This is a genomic window from Tessaracoccus yangjingae (assembly GCF_054483935.1).
Map to the genome: position 1 here is coordinate 629,610 of NZ_CM137014.1, position 11,747 is coordinate 641,356.

The 11,747-nt window shown below is 69.5% G+C and carries 11 protein-coding genes; 5 read left to right on the plus strand and 6 right to left on the minus strand.

Annotated features, from left to right (window positions below):
• Nucleotides 1-4: 4 nt before the first annotated feature.
• Nucleotides 5-991 (minus strand): SPFH domain-containing protein, encoded by a 987-nt coding sequence (locus ACX1D3_RS02700; RefSeq protein ID WP_458995446.1) that lies wholly within the window; start codon nucleotides 989-991, stop codon nucleotides 5-7.
• Between the two features lie 295 nt (nucleotides 992-1,286).
• Between ACX1D3_RS02700 and ACX1D3_RS02705 the strand changes: the two genes are divergently transcribed.
• From ACX1D3_RS02705 to ACX1D3_RS02715, 3 genes are read left to right on the plus strand one after another with little or no spacing between them, the layout of a single operon-like run.
• Complete coding sequence (locus ACX1D3_RS02705) at nucleotides 1,287-1,865, plus strand: sugar O-acetyltransferase (RefSeq protein WP_458995447.1); 579 nt, start codon at nucleotides 1,287-1,289, stop codon at nucleotides 1,863-1,865.
• Nucleotides 1,866-2,414: a TetR/AcrR family transcriptional regulator gene (locus tag ACX1D3_RS02710; RefSeq protein WP_458995448.1), complete on the plus strand. Its 549-nt coding sequence runs from the start codon at nucleotides 1,866-1,868 to the stop codon at nucleotides 2,412-2,414.
• Nucleotides 2,411-3,664: an MFS transporter gene (locus ACX1D3_RS02715; RefSeq protein WP_458995449.1), complete on the plus strand. Its 1,254-nt coding sequence runs from the start codon at nucleotides 2,411-2,413 to the stop codon at nucleotides 3,662-3,664. Before ACX1D3_RS02710 ends, ACX1D3_RS02715 begins: the two co-directional genes overlap by 4 nt.
• Nucleotides 3,665-3,745: 81 nt before the next feature.
• On the opposite strand, the gene ACX1D3_RS02720 is transcribed toward ACX1D3_RS02715, so the two are convergent.
• Nucleotides 3,746-4,762, minus strand: coding sequence for a TerC family protein (locus tag ACX1D3_RS02720; protein WP_458995450.1), 1,017 nt, complete (start codon nucleotides 4,760-4,762; stop codon nucleotides 3,746-3,748).
• A gap of 290 nt (nucleotides 4,763-5,052) precedes the next feature.
• On the opposite strand from ACX1D3_RS02720, the gene ACX1D3_RS02725 reads away from it, so the two are divergent.
• The gene (locus ACX1D3_RS02725; protein WP_458995451.1) at nucleotides 5,053-5,598 is read left to right on the plus strand and encodes a hypothetical protein; all 546 of its coding nucleotides are present in this window, start codon (nucleotides 5,053-5,055) and stop codon (nucleotides 5,596-5,598) included.
• Nucleotides 5,599-5,771: 173 nt separating this feature from the next.
• Here ACX1D3_RS02725 and rhaS read toward each other — a convergent pair whose 3' ends face one another.
• The 4 genes from rhaS to ACX1D3_RS02745 are packed head-to-tail and all read right to left on the minus strand — an operon-like array spanning nucleotide 5,772 to nucleotide 10,510.
• Nucleotides 5,772-6,836: a rhamnose ABC transporter substrate-binding protein gene (rhaS, locus tag ACX1D3_RS02730; RefSeq protein WP_458995452.1), complete on the minus strand. Its 1,065-nt coding sequence runs from the start codon at nucleotides 6,834-6,836 to the stop codon at nucleotides 5,772-5,774.
• Nucleotides 6,837-6,888: 52 nt separating this feature from the next.
• A complete protein-coding gene (locus ACX1D3_RS02735; protein WP_458995453.1) occupies nucleotides 6,889-7,956 on the minus strand; it encodes an ABC transporter permease in 1,068 nt (355 codons plus the stop codon).
• Nucleotides 7,956-8,987, minus strand: a complete 1,032-nt coding sequence (locus tag ACX1D3_RS02740) for an ABC transporter permease (RefSeq protein WP_458995454.1) — start codon at nucleotides 8,985-8,987, stop codon at nucleotides 7,956-7,958. Before ACX1D3_RS02740 ends, ACX1D3_RS02735 begins: the two co-directional genes overlap by 1 nt.
• A complete protein-coding gene (locus ACX1D3_RS02745; protein ID WP_458995455.1) occupies nucleotides 8,987-10,510 on the minus strand; it encodes a sugar ABC transporter ATP-binding protein in 1,524 nt (507 codons plus the stop codon). The genes ACX1D3_RS02740 and ACX1D3_RS02745 overlap by 1 nt, the downstream gene beginning before the upstream one ends.
• 149 nt (nucleotides 10,511-10,659) lie before the next feature.
• Here ACX1D3_RS02745 and ACX1D3_RS02750 point away from each other — a divergent pair, with 149 nt between their 5' ends.
• Nucleotides 10,660-11,673: a LacI family DNA-binding transcriptional regulator gene (locus tag ACX1D3_RS02750; RefSeq protein ID WP_458995456.1), complete on the plus strand. Its 1,014-nt coding sequence runs from the start codon at nucleotides 10,660-10,662 to the stop codon at nucleotides 11,671-11,673.
• The last annotated feature ends 74 nt before the right edge of the window (nucleotides 11,674-11,747 follow it).

Consider the following 11,747-nt stretch of genomic DNA (forward strand, 5'->3'; position numbering starts at 1 on the left):
CTACTCAGGTGTACAACGAGCCGGCGTTGACCACGGGCGTGACCCGCGATTCGCTGGTGAGCACCACGAGCAGGTTGGACACCATGGACGCCTTGCGCTCGTCGTCCAGGGTCACCACGTCGTCGTTCTCCAGCCGCTCCAGCGCCCGCTGCACCATGGTCACCGCGCCCTCGACGATCTTCTCGCGGGCCGCGATGATCGCGGAGGCCTGCTGGCGCTGCAGCATGGCCTGGGCGATCTCCGGCGCGTAGGCCAGCGACGAGATGCGGGTCTCCACCACTTCAAGGCCGGCGATCGCGATCCGGGCGGCCACCTCGTCGGCCAGTTCCTGCGCGACCAGCTCCGTCGAGCCGCGCAGCGTCTCCTCGCCGGCCTCGCCGTTGTCGTAGGGGTGGGTGGTGGCCACGTGGCGCAGCGCGGACTCCGACTGCACGGCCACGAACTCGTCGTACTTCTCGACGGCGAACACGGACTTGGCCGTGTCGGCCACCTGCCACACGACGATGGCGGCGATGTTGACGGGGTTGCCGTCGGCGTCGTTGACCTTGAGCTCGTTGGTCTCGAAGTTGCGGACCTTGACCGAGACCTTCTTCTTCGTGGTGAAGGGCACGGTCATGAGCAGGCCGGCCTTGCGGATGGTGCCGATGTAGCGGCCGAAGAACTGGATCACCTTGGTGTCTCCGGGGCTGATGATGGTCAGCGAGGAGAACATCACCATGGCGATCAGGAACGCGACCATGGAGAGGAACATTCGCCAGCCGCCGCCGTCGTTGTTCTCCAGCTGGATGCCGGCGAGCACCCCCTGCCAGGTGGAGACAGCGCCGATGACCAGCGCGACGAAGAAGGCCAGGAGGCCGTCGAGGTACCAGGCCTTCTTCTCCTCGATGTCGACGCGGGCGCCCTCCCTCCCCACTGGCCTGCCCGACGGCGCGCCGCCGAGCGAGTCGCCCTCGAGGTCGGTTGAGGGGTCAGGGATGTGGGGGGTGGTCATGGTGCGCGTCCTTCCGCGATGATTTCGATATCTAAGTGATATCACTTTTTCCGCGGCTGCACAAGGCCCCGCGCGACAGGGCGCCCGGGGCGTTGAGCCTGACACGGCTCTCACGTGGGGGCGTTGAGCCGGGATCGAGGCTCAACGCAGGATCTGCCGACTTTGAACGTTCCACGCCCCACGAGATCCATTTTCGGCTCAAGTCCCGCCCACCACCTGCCAGGCGGCCGACGTTTCGGCGAAGGCGATAGGTACGGCTGTACACATGGATAGGTACGTATGTACACTCGCAGCCATGACCGACTACTTCGCAGGCGACCCCCGCACCAACCGCGAGCGCATGCTCGCCGGAGACGACTACATCGCCGACGATCCCGAGAGCGCCCGACGAGCCCAGCGGGCCGTCCGACTGGCCGACGCCTACCACCGCGCCTGCGTCGCCGACGAGGAAGCCGCCCGTCCGCTGCTCGAGGAGCTCCTCGGTGAACTCGGCGAGGGCGCGTTCGTCAAGCCGCCGCTGTTCGTCGACTACGGCGAGAACATCGTCATCGGCCCCCGCACCTTCATCAACTACAACCTCACCGCCCTCGACGTCGGCCCCATCCGCATCGGCGCCGACTGCCAGATCGGGCCGAACGTGCAACTCCTCACGCCCACCCACCCCCTGGCCCCACAGCCCCGCCGCGACAAGGTCGAGGGCAGCGCCCCCATCACCCTCGGTGACAACGTCTGGCTCGGCGGCGGCGTCATCGTGCTGCCGGGGGTCACCATCGGCAACAACACCGTCGTGGGCGCGGGCGCCGTCGTGACGAAGGATCTCCCGGCGAACGTGGTCGCGGTGGGCAACCCGGCCCGGGTCGTCAAGGAGATCTGAGTGGCCCGCCGGTTCGACCCCGCCCGCCGCGACCGGATCATCGACGCCACGCTGGACTGCATCGCCGAGGTGGGCGTGGCGGGCACCTCGCACCGGAAGGTCGCGGCGCTGGCCGACGTGCCGCTGGGCTCGATGACCTACCACTTCTCGGGCATGGACGAGCTCCTCGTGGAGGCGTTCACCAGGTTCGCCGACGAGGGGAGCTCCGGGTTCGAGCGCCGGATGGCGGCGGCGCCGGACGCCGGGGCGGCTCTCGAGTCGATCGTCGACCTGGTGCACGTCGAGCTCCAGCAGTCGCACCGCAACCTCGTGCTGACCTACGAGCTGTACACGCTCGCGGCCCGCCGCTCCGAGTTCCGGGCCATCACGGAGCGGTGGATGCGTGCCAGCCGCGCCGCCCTGGAACGGCACTTCCCCGCCCCGGTCGCCCGCACGATCGACGCCTACATCGAGGGGTCGGCCCTACACATCGCGCTCGCCACCGACCCCCAGGACCGCGACCTCACCCGCGTCGCGCTCCACGCCCTCGCCGACAGGACTCCTGCATGACCGCCACCCTCACGCCTCCGCGCACCGCCGCCCCGAACCTGACCCTGTGGCGCATCGCCCTGGTGATGGCCTTCTTCAACACCGGCATCGGCGTGGCCACGTGGGTCACCCGCACCCCCGCCATCCGCGACGCACTGGGCGCGAGCATCGCCGAAATGGGCCTGGTCATCGCCGGCCTTTCGGTGGGCTCCATCATCGGCATCACCGTCGGCGGCCCGCTGGTGTCCCGCTTCGGCGCCCGGCTGGTGGTGGTGGCTGGCATGGGATCCATCGCCCTCGGCCTGGCCGTCATGGCCGGCGGGGTGGCCCTCGGACAGGGCCTCGCGGTGTCTGCGGGCTTGGCGCTGTTCGGATACGGCATGGGGTCGGGCGAGATCGGCAACAACGTCTCCGGGGTGGCACTGGAGATCGCCGTCGGCAGGAGCGTGGTGCCCGGGCTGCACGGCGCATTCAGCCTGGGCACCGTCGTCGGGGCGCTGGCCGGGATCCTCGCCAACCAAGGGGCGCTGCCGGTGTCCGCGCATCTCATGATCGTCACGACGGTCATCGCCGCTCAGACGGTGTGGATGAGCCGTCACGTCCCCGCCCTGACCGGCCGGGTCCGACGTCGGCCCGAGGGCGCGGCGGGCGGTGACCCCGACGGTGGGCATCCGCTCGCTGACAAGCCCCTGGCCTGGCTCGACCGCCGCCTCATCGGTCTCGCGATCATCATCCTCGGCATGGCCCTGGCCGAAGGGTCGGCCAGCGACTGGCTACCGCTGATCGTCGTCGACGGGTTCGGCTCCACCGCTGTGCTCGGCTCGGTGATCTACGCCGCCTTCGGGACGGCCATGGCGATCGGGCGCCTCGGCGGCGGCCCGGTCATCGACCGGTTCGGACGGGCACCGGTGATGCGGGCCAGCGCGCTGGTCGCGGCGACGGGGATCGGGATCGTCGTCCTGGCACCCACCCTGGCGCTGGGCGCCGTCGGCGTGCTGCTCTGGGGGATGGGCGCCTCGCTCGGCTTCCCGGTAGCCCTCTCCGCGGCCGGCGACGACCCGCGTCACGCCGCGAGGCGCGCGAGCTTCGTCGCGACGGCGGGGTACGCCGCCTTCCTGGTGGGGCCGCCTGCCCTGGGGTTCCTCGGGGAGAGCGTGGGGATCCGCAACGCCATGGTCGTGATCCTGGTGGCGGTCCTGTCCACGGTGCTGGTGGCCGGGTCCGTCCGACACCGGCCGGCCACCCAGGAGGAGCACCTCCCCCCCCGTTGATTGACGCGCGCGGAGCTGCCCCGAAGCCTGGAAGGTGTCGGGTGACAAGGTCACCTGCTCCAGACCTCGGGGCCGCTTCGGTCAGCCCTTCCGGCCCGCCCGCGCCACGCCGTCGAGCTCGGCCATCTCCTCGTCCGTCGCCATCCGGAACGGGCCCGTGCCCTCGACGGCGGGCTTGGCAGCCGCGACCCCGCGGGTGGCGCGCAGGCTGGCCACCACCGAGACGGTGAGGATGGTGGCGATCACGGCCAGCGAGACGGCGGTGGGGATGTAGAACACGTCGATCTTCAGGGCCATCTTGATGCCCACCCAAATCAGCACCAGCGCCAGGCCGATCTTGAGGTAGACGAAGCGGTGCATGAGGTCAGCCAGCAGGAAGTACATGGCGCGCAGGCCCAGGATCGCGAACGCGTTGGCGGTGAAGACGATGAACGGCTCGCTGGTGACCGCGAAGATCGCCGGGATGGAGTCGACGGCGAACACCACGTCGGTGGCCTCGATCAGCACGAGCACCGCCAGCAGCGGCGTGGCGAGGAGCACCCCGCCCTTGCGGACGAGGAGGCGCTGGCCGTAGTAGGCATCGGTCATCGGCACGAATCGGCGGAACAGCCGCAGCACGGCGGACTGCTCGGGGTCCAGGTGCTCGTCGCGCTGCCGGATCATCCGCCAGCCCGTGTAGAGGAGGAAGGCGGCGAACAGGTAGAGGATCCAGGTGAAGTTCTCGATGAGGACGGCGCCGACGGCGATGAACGCGCCGCGCAGCACCAGCGCGCCGAGGACGCCGAGAAACAGGACGCGGTGCTGGAACTGCGGCGGGACGGCGAAGTAGCTGAAGATGACGGCCCAGACGAACACGTTGTCAACGGCCAGTGACTTCTCGATGAGGTAGCCGGCGAAGTACTGCTGGCCGATCTCGGGCCCCTGCCACCACCAGAGAAGCGCCCCGAAGCCGACGCCCAGCGCCACCCAGACGGCGCTCCATGCGGCGGCCTCGCGGACCTTGATGACGTGGGCGTCGCGGTGGGCGACGAGGTCGACGGCGAGCATGGCGAGGATGACGGCGATGACGCCGACCCACACCCAGATAGAGACGTCCATGAGGACCCTTCCGATCGAGATGAAACCGATCGGAGGTCTCTCCCGGTCTGATGACCGGCTCGCCGGGCCCGATGGCGGACCGTAATGACGACGAGGCGCCTGGGGGATACTCCCCTCCGTGGGCACTAGTGAAGCGTATGTTGAGGGTTTGTTCAAGGCCCGGGGCTGAGATTCCTGCCCAGCCCCGCGCCGGATTGTGACCGGCCGGGGCCGGGTGGGTGCCGCGGCGCCCCAGCGACGGCGGGGACGCGGCCCTTGAGTTCGGGGTGCCGGGGGCGTGCAATGGGGTGATGAGCAGCACCGCGCACGCCTCCCTCCCCATCGCCGGGTTCGTCATCGACGACTCGGCCTGCGAGACCGACGATCTCGCCTTCTGCGGGGGCGTTCAGGTGACGGTGGGCGCCGACGAGGCGTGGGACGAGCTCGTCGAGCGCGCCGTCGCCGAGGGATGGACGGGCATCGAGGCCCTGGCGGGGATTCCAGGCACGGTGGCAGACGTGGTACGGGTGAACGGGGCCGCGCACGGGCAGGCGGTGGCGGACACCCTCGCCTCCGTCCGGACCTGGGACCGGGCCGCCGACGCGCAGCGCACGTTCCCCGTCGTCGACTGCGGGTTCGTGGAGGGAGGCTCGCGCTTCCAGGAGCAGCTCGGCGACGGCGGCCCGCGCTACCAGCTGCTCGACGTGGCGTTCCTGTTCAGGCAGGGAGACGTTAGCCGCCCCGTCGTCGACTCGGTGCTCGCGGGAGCCTTGAGTGTCGCGGTGGGGGCGCGGGTACCGCTGGCGGACGTGCGCGCGGCCGCGTCGGCCCTGCGCGCCGGCGACCGGGACCGGTGACTCCCACTTCGCACACCCAGCGAGGTCTGCGAGGAGGCCTCGCATACCGCAGCCTTCTTTGCAGACGAAATACGGTGTGCGACGAGGCCTCCGGTATGCGAAGTGGGGCAGGGCACACGACGAGGCGCCGCCCGGGTTTCCCCGGACGGCGCCTCGTCGATCAGTGTGCGAACTCAGAAGTCGAAGTCCGCGATGTTGTCGGCGTTGAACACGTAGGGGTCGCCCAGCAGCACGGACGCACCCTCACCGACGGTGAACGAGCCAAGCTTGCCGGCCTCGAACTCGTCGCCCTCGGCGCCGGTGATGTCGCCGTTGACGAGAGCCTGAGCGGCGAAGGCGGCCAGGTAGCCGAGATCGGCCGGGTTCCACAGCGCGAACGCCTCGACGGTGCCGTCCTCGACGTACTCACGCATCTGGTTCGGGGTGCCGAGACCGGTCAGCATGACCTTGCCCTTGTAGTCCGACGTCGACAGGTAGCGCGCCGCGGCGGCGATACCGACGGTGGTGGGGGACACGATGCCCTTGAGCTCCGGGTAGGTCTGGAGCAGCGCGGCGGTCTTGTCGAACGAGGTCTGGTCGTCGTCGTCACCGTAGGCGACCTCGACGAGCTCCACGTCCGGGTGGCTGGCCTCGAGCTCGGCCTTCATCATGTCGATCCAGGCGTTCTGGTTCGTGGCGTTGGCCGAGGCCGACAGCACGGCGATCTGGCCCGCGTCGCCGATCTGCTCGGTGATGAGGTCGACCTGGATCTTGGCGATGCCCTCGGCGGTGGCCTGGTTGATGAACAGGTCGCGGCACTCGGCGTTGGTGTCGGAGTCGAAGGTGACCACCTTGACGCCGGCGTCACGGGCCTCGTTCAGCGCGTCGCAGATGGCCTCAGGATCGTTGGCGGACACGACGAGCGCGCCCACGCCCTGCTGGGCGGCGGTCTGGATGAACGGCACCTGCGCGGTGGGCGAGGCCTCCGTCGGTCCGACCTCCTCGAACGTGCCGCCGAACTCCTCGACGGCCTCGGCGCCACCGGCGTTGGAGGTGTCGAAGTAGGGGTTGCCGAGGTTCTTCGGCAGGAACGTCACGCTGACGCTCTCCCCGCCGCCGCCACCGCTGGCGGTCGCGCTGGGATCGGCCGAACCCTCGCTGCTCGTGCCCGAGCAGCCGGACAGTGCGAGCGCGGCAGACGCGGCGATCGCGACCAGACCGACGCCGAAGCGCCCGGTCTTGCGTCCCTTGATGAACATTGCGGTTTCCTTTCTTGGCCCGTCGTTGGACCGGTGGTCTTTCGGTGACTACTCAGGCTGTGGCGCCGGCGGCGCCAGCCTGACCCTTCTTTCTCCCGACGGCCGCGACCCGCTTGGTGCGGACCCAGCCCAGGAAGCTTGCGGACACCACGGACAGGATCAGCACCGTGCCCGTGATGACGTTGATGATGTCGCTGGTGACACCGGCCAGGCGCAGCGCGCTCGACATGGTGCCGATGAGGAACACGCCGGCGATCACGCCGTGCAGGGCCCCGCGACCTCCGAAGATGGACACCCCGCCCAGGAGGACGGAGGCGATGATCAGCAGCTCCATGCCGATGGCGTTGTCGCCGCGGGCGTTGTTGTAGAGCAGCGTGAAGTACACGCCGGCGAAGCCGGACACGGTGCCGCTCATGACGAACAGCCAGAACTTGGTGAGGCCCACGTCGATTCCCGAGAAGGCGGCCACCTCCTTGTTGAGTCCGATGGTGTAGAGCGAGCGGCCAAAGGGCGTGAAGTGCAGCAGCACCGCGAACGCGATGGCCAGCACGGCGAACGGGATCACGATCACCGGGATGGGCGTGCCCGCGATGTTGTCCCGCGCCAGGTCCGTCCAGTACTCGGGGAACTCGCTGATCGCCGTTGTGCCGAGGAGCCCCACCGCGATCCCGCGGAACAGCGCGAGCGTGCCGATGGTCACCGCGAGCGACGGCAGGCCGACGAAGGTGATGAGCGAGCCGTTGATCACGCCGGCGATCATGCCCACCAGGATCGCGGCCAGCCCGGCCACCGGCAGGGGCCAGCCGGCCTGGACGCCGAGCCCGGTGACCACGCTGGAGAGGCCCAGGATGCTGGCCACCGACAGGTCGATCTCCTCGGTGATGATGATCAGCGTCATCGGCAGGGCGATCAGCAGGATGGGCGCGATCTCGCGGATGAGGAAGGTGAGTGTCAGGGGGCTGTCGAAGTTGGGCACCGTGAGGGTGGCGACGATGACCACCAGGATCAGCAGGCCGATGATGGCGGCCTCGCGGTTGGCGAGCAGCCGGCGCCACAGCGGGTGCTGGTAGGACTTGTACTCCCTGGCGGGCTTCTCGGTGAGGACCGTGGCGGTGCTCATCACTTCACTCCTTCCCTCGCCGCGACGAGTCGTCGATGCTGACGGACGGCGAGGACGCGGTCCAGAATGATGGCGCCGATGATGAGGATGCCCACCACCGCGCGCTGCCAGAAGTCCTGGATGCCGATGATCGGCAGGGCCCGGTTGATGGTGAGCAGCAGGTAGGCGCCGAAGGCGGCCCCCCACACTGTGCCCACGCCGCCGGACATCGCCACGCCGCCGATGACGGCCGCGCCGATGGCCTGCAGCTCCCAGCCGGTGCCCGCGTTGGAGCTGACCGTGCCGTAGCGGGCCGCGAACAGGACGCCTGCCAGGCCGGCCAACGCGCCGGACAGGATGAACGCCGCCAGGACGCGACGGGTGACCCGCAGGCCGTACAGGTGCGCGGCGTCCGGGTCGGAGCCGATGGCGTACAGCTCGCGGCCGCTGCGCAGGTTCCGCAGGTACCAGGCCGTGGCCACCAGCACGACGACCGCGAGGATGGTCAGCAGCGGGATCCCGAGCAGGTCCGCGGTGCCCAGGCCGCGGAAGGAGGCGGGCATGTCCGAGGCGTTGATCCGGTCGCTGCCGGTCCAGGCCACGTTGATGCCGCGGTAGATGTACATCGTGCCGAGGGTGATGACCAGGGCCGGCACCTTCGCGAACGCCACCAGCGCGCCGTTGATGAGCCCGAGCAGGCCGCCGAGCGCGATGCCGGCGAGGAACACCAGCGCCGGGTTGATGCCCGGGATGTCGATGAACAGGCGGCCGGTCATGTAGGCGGTGAGGCCCACCACCGAGCCGACGGACAGGTCCACGTTGCGCGTGATGATGACCACGGCCTGCCCGATGGCCACCACCATGAGCAGCGACGGGGTCAGCAGGAGGTCTCGGAACCCGTCGCCGGAGAAGATGAAGCTCGGGTTGACCGCCGTGGCGGCGATGACGATGAGGATGAGCGCGATGACGATGCCGGTCTCGCGGGCCTTCAGCACGTGCCCGACGGCGTCCATCAGCGAGCGCTGGGGCACGGTGGCGGTGGCGGCGGTCATCACGCCACGTCCTCGTCGGCCGTCGCGGCGAACATCACGGCCTCGGGGGTTGCCTCGGCACGGTCGAACTCGCCCGTGATGCGCCCGGCGCGCATGACCAGGACGCGGTCGGCCATGCCGAGCACCTCAGGTAGTTCGGAAGAAATCATCAGGATTGCGAGCCCCTCCTGGGCGAGTTGGGAGATGAGGCGGTGCACCTCGGCCTTGGTGCCCACGTCGATGCCGCGGGTGGGCTCGTCGACGATGAGGACGCGGGGCGTGGTGGCCAGCCACTTGGCCAGCACCACCTTCTGCTGGTTGCCGCCCGACAGGGTGCCGGTCTCGGCGTCGAGCGCCGCGGTCTTGACCTCGAGGCGGCTGGCCCACACCTTGGCGCTGGCGTTCTCGAGCCCGCCCCAGATGAGGCCCGCCTTCGCGAGGCGGTGCCTGATGGCGAGCGTGAGGTTGAGCGCGACGGACTGCTCGAGGGCCTGACCCTGCTTGCGGCGGTCCTCGGGGACCAGCGCGATGCCCTGCGCCATGGCGGCCTTCGGGCTGCCCTTGGGGAGCGCCTTGCCGCTGACGGTGACGGTGCCGCTCTGGTACGGGTCCACTCCGAAGATGGCGCGGACCACCTCTGAGCGGCCTGCGCCGACGAGGCCGGCAAGGCCGACGATCTCGCCCGAGCGCACTGTGAAGGAGATGTCGTTGAAGACGCCCTTCTGGGTGAGGCCCTCGACCACCAGCACGTCCTCACCGATCTCGGCGGGGAGCTTGGGGAACATCTCGGTGACGTCGCGGCCCACCATCAGGTGCACCAGCTCGTCGACGGTGGTGTCCGCGATGGCCATGGTGTCGATGTAGGAGCCGTCGCGCATGACGGTGACGGTGTCGCACAGGTCGAACACCTCGTCGAAGCGGTGGGAGATGAACACGAGCGCGCGGCCCTCGTCGCGGAGGCTGCGGGCGACGGCGAACAGCCGCTCCACCTCGACGCCGCTGAGCGCCGCCGTGGGCTCGTCCATGATCAGCACGCGGGCGTCGAGGGAGATGGCCTTGGCGATCTCGATGATCTGCTGGTCCGCGATGGACAGGCCCTCGGTCAGCCGGTCGGGATCGATGCGCACGCCCAGACGCTCGAAGATCTGGGTGGCCTCGTCGCGCATGGCCTTGCGGTCGATGCGGCCGAGGCGGCCGACGGGCTGGCGGCCCATGAAGATGTTCTCCGTGACGGAGAGGTCCGGGAACAGCGTGGGCTCCTGGTAGATGACGGCGATGCCGGCGCCCTTGGACTGCGCGGTGCTGTGGAAGTCCACGGGCTCGCCCTCGAGGCGGAAGTCACCGGCGTCGCGGCGGTAGAGGCCGGCCACGATCTTGACCAGCGTGGACTTGCCGGCGCCGTTCTCCCCGATCAGGGCGTGGATGGAGCCCTTCTCGAGGCGCAGGCTGCCCGAGCGCAGCGCGACGACCGCGCCGAAGGACTTCACAACCCGCGACAGCTCGAGAGCCGGCGTCGCCCCCGGGTCGGGTACGGTATCCGTCACTTGGTTGACTCCTCTTTGAGTTGGCCATCATCTTCGAAGGCTTTGAATCGATTCAACGTCGTTTCAGGCTACGATATGTTTCACCGATCCGCAAGGTCAAGTCATCGGAGACAAATGATGCGGAATCGTGAGAAAGGAGGCGTTCGGGCATGGCCACCGTGAGCATTCGAGACGTCGCTCAGCGCGCCGGGGTGTCTGTGGGCACCGTCTCCAACGTCCTCAACCGGCCCGACGTCGTCTCGGCCGAGGCCGCGCTGCGCGTGCAGAAGGCGATCGACGAGCTGGGATACGTCCGCAACGAGGCCGCCCGGAAGCTGCGGCAGGGCATCAGCGGCACCGTCGGCTTCGTCGTCATGGACGGGCAGAACCCCTACTACAACGACGTGGTCCGCGGCGCCGGCGACGAGGCCACCCAGCACGGCATCGCCATCCTCTTCGGCGACACCGCGGAGGACCCCGCCCGGGAGCGCATGTACATCGACCTGTTCGAGGAGCATCAGGTGCGCGGCCTGCTCATCGCGCCGTTCGGCGAAGTGTTCAGCCGCCTGGAGAAGCTGCGGGCGCGCGGCATCCCGGCGGTGCTCGTCGGCCGGTACTCCGGGCAGAACAGGTTCAGCTCCGTCTCGGTGGACAGCATCGCCGGCGGCCGGATGGCGGCCGAGCACCTCATCGCCTGTGGGCGGCGCAGGATCGCCTTCGTGGGCGGCCCGTTCGAGCTGCACGAGGTCACCGACCGGCTGGCCGGCGCGCGGGTGGCCGCCGAGAACGCCGACGGGGTTGAGATCGAGGTCATCCCGACGAGCGCCATGACGGTTGCGGAGGGCGCGGCGGCCGGGATGCGCATCCTGACCCGCCCGGCGCGGGAGCGCCCGGACGCCGTCTTCGCCGCCAACGACCTGGTGGCGCTCGGCGTCCTCCAGGCCCTCATGGAGGACGGGCGGATGCGGGTGCCGGAGGAGATCGCGCTGGTGGGGTTCGACGACATCGCCTTCGCCGCCGCCGCGGCCGTGCCGCTGACGTCGCTGCGGCAGCCGAGCTCGATGATCGGCAGGACGGCGCTCCGGATCCTCCTTGAGGAGGCCGCCGACCCGGAGCTGATCCCCCGCCAGACGGTGTTCCAGCCGGAGTTGATCGTCCGGCGGTCCACGGGACGGCGCTCCTGAGGCCTCGTCCGGAACGGCTGAACATTCGTGCACGGAGGGCTGCACATCTGGTTCAAGGCCTCGGGTCGGCCATG

What these genes read in the sequence shown, in the direction of transcription:
- ACX1D3_RS02750 (WP_458995456.1), top strand. Translation starts at nt 10,660, where the DNA reads ATGGCCACCGTGAGCATTCGAGACGTCGCTCAGCGCGCCGGGGTGTCT.
- ACX1D3_RS02715 (WP_458995449.1), top strand. Translation starts at nt 2,411, where the DNA reads ATGACCGCCACCCTCACGCCTCCGCGCACCGCCGCCCCGAACCTGACC.
- ACX1D3_RS02705 (WP_458995447.1), top strand. Translation starts at nt 1,287, where the DNA reads ATGACCGACTACTTCGCAGGCGACCCCCGCACCAACCGCGAGCGCATG.
- ACX1D3_RS02700 (WP_458995446.1), bottom strand. Translation starts at nt 991, where the DNA reads ATGACCACCCCCCACATCCCTGACCCCTCAACCGACCTCGAGGGCGAC.
- ACX1D3_RS02720 (WP_458995450.1), bottom strand. Translation starts at nt 4,762, where the DNA reads ATGGACGTCTCTATCTGGGTGTGGGTCGGCGTCATCGCCGTCATCCTC.
- ACX1D3_RS02740 (WP_458995454.1), bottom strand. Translation starts at nt 8,987, where the DNA reads ATGACCGCCGCCACCGCCACCGTGCCCCAGCGCTCGCTGATGGACGCC.
- ACX1D3_RS02735 (WP_458995453.1), bottom strand. Translation starts at nt 7,956, where the DNA reads ATGAGCACCGCCACGGTCCTCACCGAGAAGCCCGCCAGGGAGTACAAG.
- rhaS (WP_458995452.1), bottom strand. Translation starts at nt 6,836, where the DNA reads ATGTTCATCAAGGGACGCAAGACCGGGCGCTTCGGCGTCGGTCTGGTC.
- ACX1D3_RS02725 (WP_458995451.1), top strand. Translation starts at nt 5,053, where the DNA reads ATGAGCAGCACCGCGCACGCCTCCCTCCCCATCGCCGGGTTCGTCATC.